Source organism: Luteibacter sp. 1214 (genome assembly GCF_031455395.1).
Lineage (GTDB): Bacteria > Pseudomonadota > Gammaproteobacteria > Xanthomonadales > Rhodanobacteraceae > Luteibacter > Luteibacter mycovicinus.
This window is the reverse complement of record NZ_JAVDSQ010000004.1, coordinates 61,045-75,988: the sequence shown is the minus strand read 5'-3', so window position 1 is coordinate 75,988 and position 14,944 is coordinate 61,045. Positions and strand designations below refer to the sequence as shown.

12 protein-coding genes are annotated in these 14,944 nt (G+C 66.5%); 4 read left to right on the top strand and 8 right to left on the bottom strand.

Going from position 1 to position 14,944, the window contains the following annotated elements:
- Positions 1-28: 28 nt before the first annotated feature.
- Together J2X57_RS11195 and J2X57_RS11190 are read left to right on the top strand one after the other, a co-directional pair.
- Positions 29-2,104: a carbon starvation CstA family protein gene (locus J2X57_RS11195; RefSeq protein ID WP_309867024.1), complete on the top strand. Its 2,076-nt coding sequence runs from the start codon at positions 29-31 to the stop codon at positions 2,102-2,104.
- A 10-nt stretch (positions 2,105-2,114) separates the two neighbouring features.
- Positions 2,115-2,321: a YbdD/YjiX family protein gene (locus J2X57_RS11190; RefSeq protein ID WP_081996606.1), complete on the top strand. Its 207-nt coding sequence runs from the start codon at positions 2,115-2,117 to the stop codon at positions 2,319-2,321.
- 47 nt (positions 2,322-2,368) lie between these two features.
- Here J2X57_RS11190 and J2X57_RS11185 read toward each other — a convergent pair whose 3' ends face one another.
- Complete coding sequence (locus tag J2X57_RS11185) at positions 2,369-3,076, bottom strand: FadR/GntR family transcriptional regulator (protein WP_036110755.1); 708 nt, start codon at positions 3,074-3,076, stop codon at positions 2,369-2,371.
- Positions 3,077-3,213: 137 nt separating this feature from the next.
- On the opposite strand from J2X57_RS11185, the gene J2X57_RS11180 reads away from it, so the two are divergent.
- Positions 3,214-4,344, top strand: a complete 1,131-nt coding sequence (locus J2X57_RS11180; protein ID WP_309867020.1) for an aldose epimerase family protein — start codon at positions 3,214-3,216, stop codon at positions 4,342-4,344.
- Between the two features lie 3 nt (positions 4,345-4,347).
- Here J2X57_RS11180 and J2X57_RS11175 read toward each other — a convergent pair whose 3' ends face one another.
- The 6 genes from J2X57_RS11175 to J2X57_RS11150 all read right to left on the bottom strand — a co-directional run bounded on the left by J2X57_RS11175 (position 4,348) and on the right by J2X57_RS11150 (position 12,252).
- Entirely contained in the window at positions 4,348-5,250 is a 903-nt protein-coding gene (locus J2X57_RS11175; protein ID WP_309867018.1) for a DMT family transporter, read from the bottom strand.
- Positions 5,247-6,101: a glycosyltransferase family 2 protein gene (locus tag J2X57_RS11170; RefSeq protein WP_309867015.1), complete on the bottom strand. Its 855-nt coding sequence runs from the start codon at positions 6,099-6,101 to the stop codon at positions 5,247-5,249. The genes J2X57_RS11175 and J2X57_RS11170 overlap by 4 nt, the downstream gene beginning before the upstream one ends.
- Before the next feature lie 16 nt (positions 6,102-6,117).
- Positions 6,118-9,981, bottom strand: coding sequence for a phosphoribosylformylglycinamidine synthase (gene purL, locus J2X57_RS11165; RefSeq protein ID WP_043695610.1), 3,864 nt, complete (start codon positions 9,979-9,981; stop codon positions 6,118-6,120).
- 95 nt (positions 9,982-10,076) lie between these two features.
- A complete protein-coding gene (locus J2X57_RS11160; RefSeq protein WP_309867008.1) occupies positions 10,077-10,826 on the bottom strand; it encodes a DsbC family protein in 750 nt (249 codons plus the stop codon).
- Positions 10,827-10,914: 88 nt separating this feature from the next.
- Positions 10,915-11,847 carry a site-specific tyrosine recombinase XerD gene (gene xerD, locus J2X57_RS11155; protein ID WP_036110738.1) on the bottom strand — a complete coding sequence of 311 codons (933 nt, stop codon included), beginning with the start codon at positions 11,845-11,847 and terminating at the stop codon, positions 10,915-10,917.
- Between the two features lie 54 nt (positions 11,848-11,901).
- Positions 11,902-12,252: a hypothetical protein gene (locus J2X57_RS11150; RefSeq protein WP_309867003.1), complete on the bottom strand. Its 351-nt coding sequence runs from the start codon at positions 12,250-12,252 to the stop codon at positions 11,902-11,904.
- A 184-nt stretch (positions 12,253-12,436) separates the two neighbouring features.
- Between J2X57_RS11150 and J2X57_RS11145 the strand changes: the two genes are divergently transcribed.
- Complete coding sequence (locus tag J2X57_RS11145) at positions 12,437-12,925, top strand: RDD family protein (protein ID WP_309867001.1); 489 nt, start codon at positions 12,437-12,439, stop codon at positions 12,923-12,925.
- Here the strand turns inward: J2X57_RS11145 and J2X57_RS11140 are convergent.
- Positions 12,918-14,930: a hypothetical protein gene (locus J2X57_RS11140; RefSeq protein WP_309866998.1), complete on the bottom strand. Its 2,013-nt coding sequence runs from the start codon at positions 14,928-14,930 to the stop codon at positions 12,918-12,920. The two genes, J2X57_RS11145 and J2X57_RS11140, sit on opposite strands and share 8 nt — an antisense overlap.
- Between the last annotated feature and the right edge of the window lie 14 nt (positions 14,931-14,944).

Below are 14,944 nucleotides of genomic sequence, written 5' to 3'. Positions count from 1 at the left end.
TCACATCTGCAAGGGGAGCACCCAAACGATGCAAAGCGCCATTCCCAAACCCAGTCCCGCGGGGAAAATCCTGTGGGCCGCCATCGCCATCGTCGGCGCATGGTGCCTCGGCGTCGTCGCCCTGCGACGCGGCGAGCCCATCAACGCGATCTGGCTGGTGACGGCTTCCATCGCCGTTTTCCTGATCGGCTACCGTTTTTACAGCCGCCTGATCGCCGACAAGGTGCTTCAGCTCGACCCGAGCCGCGCGACACCGTCGGTGCTGCGCAATGACGGGCTGGACTATGTCCCCACCGACAAGTGGGTGGTCTTCGGGCACCACTTCGCCGCTATCGCCGGCGCCGGTCCCCTCGTCGGTCCCGTTCTCGCGGCTCAGATGGGCTATCTGCCGGGCACGCTCTGGATTCTGGTCGGCGTTGTCTTCGCCGGCGCCGTCCAGGATTTCATGATCCTCGGACTGTCCCTGCGTCGCGATGGCCGCTCCCTCGGCCACATGCTTCGTGCCGAACTGGGTGAAGTGCCCGGCGTCATCGCCATGGTCGGCGTACTGGTCCTGATGATGATCGTGCTGGCGGTGTTGGCGCTGGTCGTGGTCAAGGCACTGACGCACAGCCCCTGGGGAACGTTCACCGTCGCGGCAACCATCCCCATCGCCCTGCTGATGGGTCTCTATCTGAGGTACGTCCGACCCGGACGCATTCTCGAGGTATCGATCATCGGCCTCGTTCTGCTGCTGGCGTCCATCTGGTACGGCAAGACGGTGGCCGATACGCCGGCCCTGGCCAACCTGTTCGACTACGACGCCAGGGCCCTGGCCTGGTGGCTGATCGGCTACGGCTTCTTCGCCTCCGTCCTGCCCGTCTGGCTGCTGCTGGCACCGCGCGACTACCTGTCGACCTTCCTCAAGATCGGCACGATCGCCCTGCTCGCCCTCGCGATCTTCCTGGCGGCGCCGACCCTGCAGATGCCGGCGGTCACCAAGTTCATCGACGGCTCCGGGCCCGTCTTCGCCGGCAACCTGTTCCCGTTCCTGTTCATCACGATCGCCTGTGGTGCGGTATCGGGCTGGCACTCGATCATCGCGTCGGGTACCACCCCCAAGCTGCTGGCCAATGAGGGCGAGGCCCGTATGGTCGGCTACGGCGGCATGCTGATGGAGGCCTTCGTCGCCATCATGGCCCTGATCGCCGCGTCGTCGCTGCACCCGGGGGTGTATTTCGCCATGAACTCCCCCGGTGCCCTGGTCGGCACCACCGCGGAAGCGGCCGCTCAGGCCATCAGCGGCTGGGGCTTTACGGTGACTCCCGCCGAGCTGACGGACACGGCACGCAACATCGGTGAAAGCACCATCCTCGGCCGCGCTGGCGGCGCGCCAACCCTGGCCGTAGGCATGGCCCAGCTGCTGCACGGGATCATGCCCGGCGAAGGCATGATGGCGCTCTGGTACCACTACGCGATTCTGTTCGAAGCGCTGTTCATCCTCACCACCGTCGATGCCGGCACGCGTGTCGGCCGCTTCATGATCCAGGAACTGGCCGGCATGGCCTGGGCGCCGCTCAAGCGGACCGATTCCTGGCTGGGCAATGTCATCGCCACCGTGATCTGCGTCGGCCTCTGGGGTTACTTCCTCTATCAGGGCGCCGTGGACCCCCTCGGCGGTATCAATACGCTGTGGCCGCTGTTCGGCATCGCCAACCAGATGCTGGCCGCGATCGCGCTGATGCTCGCAACGGTGGTGACGGTGAAGCTGAAGCGCGAGCGCTATGTGCTGGTGCCCGCGGTTCCCGCCGCCTGGCTGGTGATCTGCACGCTCACCGCCGGCTGGCAGAAGCTGTTCGACGCGAAGATCAGCTTCACGGCTGCCATGCAGAAGTACGCCGACGCCGCCGCGTCCGGCAAGCTGCTCGCACCCGCCAAGACCGCTGAAGAAATGCAGCGCATCATCACCAATAACCGCGTGGACATGATCCTCACCGCGCTATTCATGCTGCTGGTGCTGACCATGCTGTTCTTCTCGCTGCGTGCGATCGTCCGCGCGTGGAAGGCCAACCGCCCGACCGCGCAGGAAGAACCCTATGTCGCGCTGTCGAGCGTGGCGAACTGAGGAGGCCGCCATGGACACGAACACACCGAACGCGCCGCGCTCGCTATGGAAGTGGGCGGTCCAGACCGCCCGCCTCTGCTGCGGCGTGCCGGATTACGACGTGTATGTGAAACACCTGCGCGAGCATCACCCCGAACGCGATATTCCCACTTACTCGCAGTTTTTCCGTGAGAGGCAGGAAGCGCGGTATCGGGGGACGGGTGGGCGTTGTTGCTGACATCACCCGTCGTTGTTTGAGCGAGGGCCGCGACGGAAGTCGCGGCCCTATTTTTTCCGCCCCTTACGCATGTTCGCCCGCGAATCGGCGATCAGGGCACGCACGGCCACGGCGGCCTCATTCGGACGACGTCGACGAATGGCTTCGTACACCGCCCGATGCTGCGGCAGCGAGTATTTGAAATGCTTCGCCGTGCGCGCGGACATCACGAAGAACGTCGCCAGCGCCGTCTCGATCACCGAAAACAAGGCGCTCAGCAGTTCGTTATTCGTCGCGGCCAGCACCGCCTCATGGAAGCGCAGGTCCGCCGCGGCCCAGGCATCGAGGTCGGCGGCATCCTCCATACCCTTCAGTGCCGCGGCGATGACGGCAAGCTGCTCCGGCTCGCGTCGCCGCGCCGCGGCCATGACGGCGGCGGGCTCGATGATCTCGCGCATCTCGACCAGCTTCTCGACAAAGTCTTCCGTCGGCATGGACGCGCAGCGCCAGCCCAGCACGTCGGCATCCAGGTGCTTCCAGAACTTCGGCTCGCGCACGCGCATACCGGTCTTCTGGCGTGTCTCGATCAGGCCTTTCGAGGCCAGGACCTTCAGCGCCTCGCGCAGCACGGTCCGGCTGACCGACATCTGCTCGGCGAGCACGGCTTCCCCGGGCAAGGCATCGCCCGGCGCGAAGACGCCGCTGACGATGGATTCGCCGATGTCCTCGGTCACTCTCGCATGCAGATTCTTCGCCCCGCCCGCCTTCCCAGCCATCACACCATGCCTTTTCCGCAACGACCCGCCCATCCTAGCGACGTAACGGCGTTACGCGATGATGCAGCGCAACTTGTCACTTGTCGGACAAATATGATCTGGTCGCAGGACTACCCACCCAAAGGAGTCGAGTTGTGATGAAACCGGTAAGCGCACTGGTCTCGGCGATCCTCCTGGCAACTTCCGCCGCGGCAACCGCCGGCGAAGCTTCCAGGGCCTCTTTCGGCACGACGCCGGATGGCAAGGACGTCACCGTGGTCACCCTCACCAACGGCAAGGGGATGACCGCGAAAGTCTTGTCGCTCGGGGCCGCGCTCTATGCACTCGATGTGCCGGATCGCAACGGTAAACCGGGTGACATCGTCCTCGGCTACCCCGACCTGAAGGGCACTTTCGACAATCCGCAGTACTTCGGCAACACCGTTGGCCGGTATGCCAACCGTATCGCCAAGGGCAAGTTCACGCTCGATGGAAAGCAGTACTCGGTGCCGGTGAACAATGGCCCGAACTCCCTCCACGGCGGCAAGGTCGGCTTCGACAAGGTCATCTGGACCGTCGACAAGGTCGAATCCGGCGCCACGCCCAGCGTCACGCTGACCTACGTCAGTCCCGATGGCGACCAGGGTTACCCCGGCAAGCTCACCGCCACGGCGAAGTATTCGCTGAATGACAAGAACGAGCTGACCATCGAATACACCGCGACGACGGACGCGCCGACCATCGTCAACATCACCAACCACACCTACTGGAACCTCAGCGGTGAAGGCAGCGGCAGCGTCATGGACCAGGTACTGATGATCGCGGGCGATGCGTATCTGCCCACCGACGCGACGGCGATTCCGCTGGGAGAAGTGCGCAACGTGGCGGGAACCGATTTCGATTTCCGCAAGGCCAAGCCGATCGGCAAGGACATCCGCGACTCGAAAGAACAGCAGCTGGTCTTTGGCCGGGGCTACGACCACAACTGGGTGATCTCACGGAAGGAAGCCGCGCAGCCGCGCGAGGTGGCGCGGGTGACGGATCCGAAGAGCGGACGCGTGCTGTCGCTGTGGTCGGCACAGCCGGGCCTGCAGTTCTATTCGGGTAATTTCCTCGACGCGACGTCGTCGGGCAAATCGGGCGGTATCTATCGTCAGGGCGATGCCTTCGCGCTCGAGCCGCAGATCTTCCCCGATACCCCGAACCATCCTGACTTCGGCTCCGCTCGCCTGGAGCCGGGCAAAACCTACAAGAACACGATGACCTACAAGTTCACGACCACGAAGTAACCGCTATCCGACGTCGTGATGCAACGCTTCCGCCGGCCGACGCCGGCGGAAGCGGGGCGCCAGCTCCACGAGATACATCGCGGCAAGCACCATCGTTCCGCCAACGACCATGCGCGTCGTAAGCGCGTCGACGCCAAGCAGGACGGCGAATCCCGCCGCGAACACCGGCTCGGTCGTCATCACGATCGCGGCGCGGGTCGCCGGCATGTGCGCCTGTGCCCAGGTCTGCACCAGCATCGCAAAGGCGCCCGCGACCAGCGCCATGTACAGCACGGCGATCCAGGCCTTGCCGTCCGGCGGCAACGACGGGCCATGATGGGGCAGCGTCGCAAGCAGACACACGGCGGCGATACCGACCATCTGGACGGCCGACATGCCGAAGGCATCGCCCGGTTTCGACCAATGGCCCAGTCCAACGATGTGCAGCGCGTACAAGGCCGCGGACGCGAGGGTCAGCAGCACACCGATATCGATCTGGAAGCCGTTCAGGGCCAGAACCCCGAGGCCCGCGGTCGCCAGCACGACGGCCAGCCATGTACTCAGCGGCATACGCTGGCGGAACAGCACGAGCGCCAGAATCGGCGTAAGCACGACATACATGCCGGTAACGAAGCCACTGACACTGGGCGAGGTCAGCGCGAGGCCTTCCGTCTGCAGCCACTGCGCGAACCCATAGAGCACGCCGAGTGCGAGGCCACGCCTGCGCTCCGCACGACCAAGACGCCAGACCGGCCGCGCGAAGAGCACGAGCATCACGATGGCGGCGAGAAGGAAGCGCACGGCGAGAAAATCGACCACCGCCATACGACCGACGACGTCCTTGATGAGGACGAAGGTGGATCCCCAGATCGCCGTGACCGATAGCAGCCCGATAGTGGCGAGACCACCGCCTTTTCGCGCGCTCATCGCGGCTTGCGCATCAGCTGGCCGGGGATCTTCAGCAGGAAATGACTCCAGATGCCGAGCCAGACCGCCCAGCGCACGAAGGGGTTACGCGCGGAGGGATCGTGCCGGCGAAACCAGAGGTACATGCTGCGATGCTTGTGGCGGCTGACGAAAACGGGACGATGACGGCTGGATCCGCCCTTCCCGTGCAGGACGCGCACGTCGCCGGAGAGGACGACCCGGTATCCGGCGTCGCGCGCACGACGACAGAGATCCATATCCTCGCAGTGGAGGAAGTAGGTTTCATCGAAACCCGCCAGGCGGTCGAACACCTGACGCGGGATGAGCATGATGGCGCCGGAGACGATCTCGACCTCTTCCGCGCCACTGGGAATGGGCCCCTGAATATCGATACCCGCGTCACCGGCCAGTCCCAGCTTGGTACGCAGCGCGCGAGCCAGCAACGGATCGCGGCGGCGCGATGCCGGGTCGGGATGACCCTCGTTGTCGCATACGACCGCGCCGACGATGCCGGTGTGGACATCGATGTGTGCGGACATCCGCGCGATGGTGTCCGGCTCGACGAGGCAGTCGGGATTGAGGATGAGCAGACGTTCCCCGCGCGCCTGCGCCGCACCGCGGTTCACGGCGGGGCCGAAGCCGAGATTGGCGCGGTTGTAAACGACCCGCACCCGGTCGTCGCCCGCATAGGCGCGGTCCAGCGACTCGGGGACGCAATCGGTCGAGCCGTTATCGACGACGATGACTTCGACGGGCACGTCACTGGCGAGCGCGTGATCCACGCACTCGCGGGTGAACGGGCCGCTGTCCGCAAGGACGACGACAACGCTCGTGAGGCCGGGTGTATTCACCGTCTTCTCCGGGGAATCAGCCGACCCAGGCCCGCGCGTTGCGGAACATGCGCATCCACGGGGAATCTTCGCCCCAGTTTTCCGGATGCCAGCTCAGCTGCGCGCTACGGAACACACGCTCCGGGTGCGGCATCATGATCGTGACGCGACCGTCGGCGGCGGTGAACGCGGCGAGACCACCCGGCGACCCGTTGGGATTGAGCGGGTAGCTCTCGGTCGGCCTGCCGCGGTTGTCGACGAAACGTGCGGCGCCGTGGCTCTTAGAGGGGCTGCAGACGTTCGGGAAGTACACACGGCCTTCGCCGTGCGCGACCGCGACCGGAATGCGCGAACCCGCCATGCCGCGGAAGAAGACGCTCGACGTGTCGAGGATCTCGAGCGTGGCCACGCGGGCTTCGTACTGCTCCGACTGATTGCGCAGGAACTGCGGCCAGTGCTTTGCGTCAGGAATGATGTCCTTCAGCTGCGACAGCATCTGGCAGCCATTGCAGACGCCCAGCGCGAACTTGCTGCCGTCTTCGAAGAACCGGGCGAACTGCTCGCGCAGCGCGTCGTTGTAGAGGATCGAGGTAGCCCAGCCGCGACCGGCCCCCAGGACGTCACCGTAGGAGAACCCACCGCAGGCCGCGAGGCCCACGAAGTCCTTCAGATGATGACGACCGGAAACGAGGTCGGTCATGTGCACATCGACCGCGTCGAAGCCGGCACGATCGAACGCGGCGGCCATCTCCACCTGGCCGTTCACGCCCTGCTCGCGCAGGATCGCCACGCGCGGGCGCTTGCCGGACTGAATGTACGGCGCGGCGATGTCGTCGGCAGGGTCGAACGTGAGCTTCGGCGAGATGCCCGGATCGGCATCGTCGAGGCGCCACTCGCTTTCCTGGTCGGCGCTGTGCGGGTTGTCGCGCAGACGCTGCATGGCGTGACTGGTCTCGTTCCAGGCGCGGAACAGCTCGGTCCAGTTCCACTTGAACGCGGTTTCCCCGTTCAGGTGCATCTTGATGCCGAGCTTTTCCTTCGGGCGACCGACCATGTGGGTCATACCCGCGAGGCCGTACTTCACCAGCAAGGCTTCGAAGGCTTCGCGATTGGCCGAAGCCACCTGCACCACCGCACCCAGTTCTTCGTTGAAGAGTGCGCGAAGCGTGGCTTCGGCCCAGCCGTCAAGACGGATCTCGAGACCGCAGTGACCCGCGAACGCCATTTCGAGGAGCGTGACGATGGCACCACCGTCCGAGCGATCGTGATACGCGAGCAGCAGGCCGGAGCGATTGGCTTCCTGGATGAGCTCGAACATGGCGCGCAGGCGCTTCGGGTCATCCAGATCCGGCGGCACGCCGCCGCCGCGGTTGAATACCTGGGTGAGCGCGGAGCCGCCGAGACGATCGCGACCGGCCCCCAGATCGATGAGCCAGAGCTCCGTATCGCCACGATCGAGCTTGAGCTGCGGCGTGAGCGTGCGGCGCACGTCGTCGACGCGGGCGAAGCCGGTAATGACGAGCGATACAGGCGAGACGGTCTTCTGCGCCTTGCCCGCCTCGTCGGTCCACACGGTCTGCATGGACAGGGAGTCCTTGCCGACCGGCACCGAGATATCCAGCGCCGGGCACAGATCCATGCCGACCGCTTTGACCGCGTCGAACAACGCGGCGTCTTCGCCGGGGTGATTGACCGCGGCCATCCAGTTGGCGGACAGCCGCACTTCGTCCAGCTTCAGTGAGGCGGCGGCGAGATTGGTGATCGCTTCACCCACGGCCATGCGCGCGGCATCGGCGCTGGACAACAGCGCGATGGGAGCACGCTCCGCCATGGCCATCGCTTCACCGGTGTAGCCGTCGAAATCGGTCATGGTGACGGCGACATCGGCCACCGGCACCTGCCACGGGCCGACCATGGGGTCGCGCGCGTTGAGGCCACCGACGGTGCGATCGCCGATGGTGATGAGGAAGTTCTTGCTGCCGACGGCGGGCAGGCGAAGCACGCGCAGCAGCGCTTCATCCATGCCCATACCGGAGAGGTCGGCGACCAGGTCGACGCGCGGTTTTACCGTCACGGCGTCGCGGTGCATGCGCGGCGGCTTGCCGAACAGCACATCCATGCCGAGATCGATCACGGTGATGTCGCGTCGCGTGTCGCGAACGATCAGGCGGGCTTCTTCCGTCGCATCGCCGACGACCGCGTACGGGCAGCGTTCGCGCGCGCAGTACGCCTCGAACTCGGGGAGTTCGTCCGGCCCGATGGCGAGGACGTAGCGCTCCTGCGATTCGTTGCTCCACACCTGCATGGGCGAGAGCGTCGGGTCGTCGCAAGGCAGCTTCGACAGGTCGATGATGCCACCGACGCCGGCGTCGTTGAGGATTTCGGGGATGGCGTTGGACACACCGCCCGCGCCGACGTCGTGGATGCTGACGATGGGGTTGTGCTCGCCGCGCGCCCAGCAGGCGTCGATGACCTGCTGGCAGCGACGCTCCATTTCCGGGTTATCGCGCTGCACGGAGGCGAAATCGAGCTCCGCGCTGGAGGTACCCGACGAGACCGACGAGGCGGCACCGCCGCCCAGGCCGATCAGCATCGCGGGACCACCGAGCACGATGACCTTGTCGCCCGGACGGACGGCACGCTTCTGCACGTGGTCGGGACGAATGGCGGCAAGACCGCCGGCGATCATGATCGGCTTGTCGTAACCACGACGAACGCCCTTCTCGCCGGTTTCCTGCTCGAAGGTGCGGAAGTAGCCGCCCAGCGCGGGACGACCGAATTCGTTGTTGAACGCGGCGGCGCCGAGCGGACCGTCACGCATGATTTCGAACGCCGAGGCCATGCGCGGCGGCAGCGGACGATCTTTTTCCCACGGGCGCGGCAAGCCCGGAATACGCAGGTGCGATACCGAGAACCCGGTGAGGCCGGCCTTCGGCTTGCCACCGCGGCCCGTGGCACCCTCGTCGCGGATCTCGCCACCGGCACCGGTGGCTGCGCCCGGCCAGGGGGCGATCGCCGTCGGATGGTTGTGCGTTTCCACCTTGATGGCGTACGGCGCGGATTCCGCCACCGTGCGGAACACGCCGTCGGCGGGATCGACGAACAGGCGCTGGCCTTCATAGCCTTCGATCACCGCCGCGTTGTCGTGGTACGCGGACAAGGTGTGCGCGGGCGACTTCTGGTGCGTGTTCTTGATCATGCCGAACAGCGAGATGTCCTGCGGTTTGCCGTCCAGCGTCCAGCTGGCGTTGAACACCTTGTGCCGGCAGTGCTCGGAGTTCGCCTGGGCGAACATCATCAGCTCGGCGTCGGTCGGCGGACGCCCCATCTCGGCGTAACGATCCGCCAGATACGCGATTTCGTCGTCGGCCAGGGCCAGACCCAGTTCCTTGTTGGCGGCGGCCAGCGCCGCGCTGGCGTCGCTGCCCAGTTCCACATGACCCAGAGGACCCGGCTCGCCCGCCAGGAACAGGCCGGCGGCGTCATCCAGACGGGTCAGCGGCGACTGCACCATCGGGTCGCAGAACGCGGCCATCACCGAGGCGTAGGCCGGATCGCCGGCCGCCGGCATGCCGGTGACCTGCCAGGCGGTGCCACGCTCCACACGGCGCACGTCGAAACCCGCGCCGTGAAGGATGTCGGTGGCCTTGCTCGACCAGGGGGAAATGGTGCCCAGCCGCGGCACGACCCAGAACGTCGCGTTTTCGGGGGCCGTGGTCTTCGCCTCGAGCACGGCGAGCAGACGCGCACGCGCCTCACCCTCCGGCGCGGCGGAGCCGTCCACGAAGTACGTGAACCAGGCGGCCTGAACCCGCGTCCCGTGATGCAGGGCATCAAGGTGGGCGTTCAGTCGTTCGAGGCGAAATGGAGAGAGGGCGCTCTGCCCGTCGAGTGCGATCATGCGGGGAGGTATAGGCGCTGAAGGAAAACGCCCATTCTACATGATGTTGCGCGGCAACATCGGGGCGGGCCCGATGTTGCCGGCGACCGGCCGGATCAGCCGCCGCGAATGGTGCCGGCCGGAGCCTGAAGGGCCTTCAGCAGCTGAGCCGGGGTGACATAGCCACCTACGACGTCGCCGTTCTCGGTGACGATGGTCGGGGTGCCGTTCACGCCCAGACGCTCGCCCAGCTCGAACTCGTCCTTCACCGGATTGGCGCAGGTGGCGGCCTTGGGGGTCGCGCCGCTCATCGCCGCATTGAAGGCGCTCTTGCGGTCGGCGGCGCACCAGACCGAGACGGCCTTGGTATACGAGGGGGTGTCGTTGCCCGCCGTGGTCTTCACGCCCTCGCGCGGCCAGAACACGTATTCCACCGCGATACCCTGCTTGTTGTACTCGGCGATCTGCGAGTGCAGCTGGCGGCAGAAACCGCAGTCGACGTCGGTAAAGACGGTGACGGTGTGCCTGGGGTTGGCGGGCGCGTAGATGAGGCGCTGCGAGGCCGGCACCTTGGCGAGCTCGACCTTGCGTGTGGCGGCCCAGCTGGCGGCGCTGAGATCGGTTTTCGACTTCAGGTCGATCAGGTTGCCGTTGATCATGTAACGGCCATCGGCGCTGACATAAACCATGCGGCCCGAGGCCACGACCTGATAGAAACCCGGCATCGGCGCGGCGGAGATGCTATCCACCGTAATGCCCGGGCCAAGCGCCTCGACCGCGTCGCGGACGGCTTTCGTATCGTCGGCGGCGTGGGCGCCCATGGCGAAAGCGCCAGCCATCAGCGCCGGGAGGATTTTTTTCAACATCGGTACGACTCCATCTGTCACCGGGGGGATGCGGGAGAGCGTTGGAACACGTTCGCCGCTTTCGGTTCCCCCGATTGTGGCATGGGCATCAGCCACGCGGGTGGTGCTGGGCGTGAAGGCGCTTGAGACCTTCCTTAGCCACCAGGGTATAGATCTGTGTGGTGCTCAGCGAGCTGTGCCCGAGCAGCATCTGCAGGGCACGGAGGTCGGCGCCGTGATTGAGAAGATGCGTAGCGAAGGAGTGACGCAGGACGTGCGGGGATACCCGTTTCGATGGAATGCCCACTTGCACGGCATAACGTTTGACGAGGGTCCAGAACATCTGCCGGGTCATCGCTCCGCCCCGCTTCGAAAGGAACAACGCCGCCGGCTGGCCGTGCCCTTTCGCCAGCAGGGGACGCGCCTCGCGCAGGTAGGTTTCCACATGCGCCAGCGCCTCCTCTCCCACGGGCACGAGCCGGTCCTTGCCCCCCTTGCCGGTGACCCGCAGGACGCCCTGCCGCGTGTTCAGACCCGCCAGTGGCAGATCGACCAATTCCGACACCCGCAAGCCGGAGGAGTACATCAATTCGAGCATTGCGCGGTCACGCTGGCCCAGCGGAGTGCCGATGTCCGGCGCGACAATCAGCGACTCGATCTCCCGCTCGGCAAGCGCCTTGGGCAGTCCACGCGGCATGCGCGGGCGCTGCATCAGCAAGGTCGGATCCTCTCGCGCACCGTCGTCGCGCGCCAGCTGCGCGTAAAACCGGCGAAAGGCCGACTGTCGCCGCGCCATGCTGCGCACGGCGACGGGCTGGCTGCCGTGATACGCGGACAGATCGTCGCGACCGGCCGTGGCCAGTCCCTTTCCCCGCGTGCCGAGCCAGCGCGCCAGCCCCTCAAGGTCACGTTTGTAGGCTTCGAGCGTGCGCTCGGCGAGACCGTCTTCCGACCAGACGCGCTCGATGAAGCGGGCGATCAGGCGCGTATCGTCGGCGGCGAGTTCGGCGGGGCTTACGACAACTGACGCGGCGGAGGGCATGGCAAAGACGATCGAGGGATACGCCGCGATAGTCGCACGTCTGTTACGGATCGCTCAAAGCCGCTGAAGAGTTGACTGATAACCTGCAATCACATACCCGAGCTGATGCTCCACCGCTTCTTTGAGCACCTCGCGCTGCTCCGCGGACAGATGCTTCTTTCTTGCTTCCAGCGCGCACGCCTGCATCGTCTCCACGAGCGTATCGGCGGCCTGCCTAAATGCGCCGGTAGCGATCTCAGTGACATGCGAAAGATGAACGTCCGCGTCACTACGAAGCAGGAGGAATTCTTTCGGGACCATTTGCTGGTCCGCATCGAATGCGCGAAGGTAGGTATCCAGTGCGGAGAACGACGAACTCAGTCTGAGCGCCATGTCGAAGCGTCCTTGGTCGGTGACGCGGCCCATCACCGCATCCTCGTCGACAGCCTAGGAAGACGGACCACGCGGGGTCAATGAGAAGCATTTCACACATAGTGCTTAAAAACCATTGACTTGAGCGATAAGGAGCCGGATTCGGCTGTCGATTTATCGCGCCGCTTGCATGACGCATCCCGTCTACAATGCCGCGTCGCCAACGCCGTGGAATCGCATGCCTCCGACTTCGCCCGCTCCCGCATGGCGCCGCTTCGCGGCGATCGTCTACGACGCGCTCGCGGTCGTCGCCATCGTGATGGTGGTGGGCCTGCTCGCGCAGATGGTCACCGGCGGGAAGCTCTTCGACGAGCACGGGCGGATGCTGACCTGGTGGTATCAGCCGCTACAGGGCCTCGTGGTGGGCGCTTATTTTCTGCTGTCGTGGGTTTCCGGCGGCCAGACGCTCGGCATGCGGCCGTGGCGCATCCGTGTCACGGACGCCAGCGGCGAGCCAGCGAGCTGGAAGCGCGGATCCGTGCGCCTCGTCATCGCGGCGCTTCCGCTCGCGCTCGTGCTGATTTTTCCGCTGACGTCGCTGAAGGCGGCCCTGTGGGCGCCGGTCATCGGGTGGGCGATCCTGCTGAGTCCCGCCTGGTTCGATCATCGGCGCCGCGCGATCCACGACATGGTCGCGGGCACCGAGATTCGCCGTCTGCCTACTTGAACTGATCGCTCGCGGGTACCCACGAGCCGGAATTCGCCGACGGCGCGGGCACGTTGATCTTGATCGACGCCTCGCAACCGGGTGGCAAGGGCCCGCCGGTGATGCGCGCCGTCGTGCAGAGCGCGGTGTTATCCAGTGCGACCGGTGCGGCGGCGACGGTGGAGCTGTTCGCGGGCGGCAGGTTCTCCGCCAGCGGCTTCGCCGGCGCCATGGTCTGGGTCTTCGCCACGGCGTCCTGACTGGCCGGCTTGGGCGGACCGTCGCCACCGCTGCAGCCCAGCGTCAGCAGGGAGATCGCATTCATTCCCGGATTGCCCGCCGCCTTGCTGCCGGCGTTACCCGGACCCGCCGTGCAATTGAGGCGGATGCCACGAGGGAGCGGCACCGCGAACTTCACCGTCGTCGCCTCGACACCATGACGCACGGCCGTATCGACGGACGATTCGCCCTTGGGCGTCCAGGCGCCGTCGAAACGGGTCGCCTTGTAGTCGATATGCACGCGCGCGCCGTTCTGCGGCAGAACATTTCCGCGTGGCCTCAGCTCGGTGTACGCGCCGACCTGCCCCGCTTTTACGCCCTGCCCGCCAGCGACCCCGTCGCTGCGATCCGACGTGCCGTTGGCGCCGGTGACGCGGTCGCCTTCGTCCGCGCCCCTGGCCGCGCCCGGCTTGCCGGACTCCTGGTTCGCGCCAGGAGTGTTCGAGCCGGCGACGTTGGCGTCGCCCGGGGATGCCTTACCCGCCGACTGGCCTTGCACGGGCTCGGCCGCCTTGTTGTCACCCTGCTTGCCCTGGCTGGCGGCCGCCTGTGCCGTCGATTCACCGGCGGCCGTGTCGCCCGGGGCCTGACCAGGCGCCGATGGCGCCGTCTCGGCGCCGGCGACCGGACGCTGCATCTCACCCGGCGACACCGCCGGTGCCTGCACCGCCGGGCGGTCCACCGTAGCGACGGGTGCCGACACCGTCGGTCTGGCCGCCGCGTCCGGGAGCGGTACGGCCTCGAGATCGGCATCGGCCTCGACCGGCGGCGCGGTCACGGGCTGCACGGATACCTTCGGCGGAACGGGGCGCGTATCCATCGCCAGGTCGGGCTTCGGCGGCGCCACCGGCTCGGGAGCGACCTCGGGCAAGGGCACGTCCTGTGGCGTCGGCGGTGCGGCGCTTTCCTCCACGTCCGGACGCGGCACCGTCGCCAGCGTCATCGACGTTTTGGGAACGGGCGCCGTCCTTTCGGAGGTGATCGTGGGCGGCGTCGGCGTAACGGTCATCTGCGACGCTGGCGTCGGCGGAATCGCCAGCGAGGCCGGGGGAGGCATCGGCGCGAGGCCTTCCGCCTGCGGCGGACGCACGGGTTCCGGCTGGAATGTCGGGGGCACGACCTGGGGCCTGGGCGTATCCATCGCGAGATCCGGCGGTGCCTGAGCAGGAACCGGGACCTTCTCCAGTTCGGGCTGCGGTGGCGGCGCCTTGGGCTGAACCAAAGGGCGATCCGCCACTGCCGCCATGCTCGGCGGTGGCGCCGCCGGCTTCGGCGCGGCCTTCACCCTGGGGGCTTGTGCGGCTGGCACCGCCACGGCAGGGCGCGATGGCGTTTTTGCCGCCGCCACGGCGGCCGCGTGCGAACCCTGAGCCGCGCGACTGGCTGCGGTGGACCACTTCGTGGTGTATTTGACCTTGGCCACGGCGGCCGTCGACGGCGTGCCGCGCACGGGTGGCTTCGGCGGTGGCGGCTTGTCGATGAGGCGCACCTTCAGGGCGTCCGGGTGCTCCGGTTCGGGCGGTGGCGGGAGAACGTCATACGCCGGCCCCAGGATCATCCCGAACAGAAACAACAGATGGATGACCAGCGTGCCGACCCAGCCTGCGATCCGGCGGCCGCTCGCCCGCGGCTTCTCACGCAGCAGACGACGGTAGACAAGCGCGTGCATCGCCGCCTCGCGCGGCGAGACGGGCAGCGATGTGGCGGCGTCGGGTCGCTCGCTGTCCGGGGGCAGAGTGTTCGGCATCGGGCGCTAGTGTC

Coding starts and splice junctions, on each gene's coding strand:
- J2X57_RS11160 (WP_309867008.1), bottom strand. CDS start 10,826: ATGTTGAAAAAAATCCTCCCGGCGCTGATGGCTGGCGCTTTCGCCATG.
- J2X57_RS11175 (WP_309867018.1), bottom strand. CDS start 5,250: ATGAGCGCGCGAAAAGGCGGTGGTCTCGCCACTATCGGGCTGCTATCG.
- purL (WP_043695610.1), bottom strand. CDS start 9,981: ATGATCGCACTCGACGGGCAGAGCGCCCTCTCTCCATTTCGCCTCGAA.
- J2X57_RS11150 (WP_309867003.1), bottom strand. CDS start 12,252: ATGGGCCGCGTCACCGACCAAGGACGCTTCGACATGGCGCTCAGACTG.
- J2X57_RS11190 (WP_081996606.1), top strand. CDS start 2,115: ATGGACACGAACACACCGAACGCGCCGCGCTCGCTATGGAAGTGGGCG.
- J2X57_RS11185 (WP_036110755.1), bottom strand. CDS start 3,076: ATGGCTGGGAAGGCGGGCGGGGCGAAGAATCTGCATGCGAGAGTGACC.
- J2X57_RS11195 (WP_309867024.1), top strand. CDS start 29: ATGCAAAGCGCCATTCCCAAACCCAGTCCCGCGGGGAAAATCCTGTGG.
- xerD (WP_036110738.1), bottom strand. CDS start 11,847: ATGCCCTCCGCCGCGTCAGTTGTCGTAAGCCCCGCCGAACTCGCCGCC.
- J2X57_RS11180 (WP_309867020.1), top strand. CDS start 3,214: ATGAAACCGGTAAGCGCACTGGTCTCGGCGATCCTCCTGGCAACTTCC.
- J2X57_RS11145 (WP_309867001.1), top strand. CDS start 12,437: ATGCCTCCGACTTCGCCCGCTCCCGCATGGCGCCGCTTCGCGGCGATC.
- J2X57_RS11140 (WP_309866998.1), bottom strand. CDS start 14,930: ATGCCGAACACTCTGCCCCCGGACAGCGAGCGACCCGACGCCGCCACA.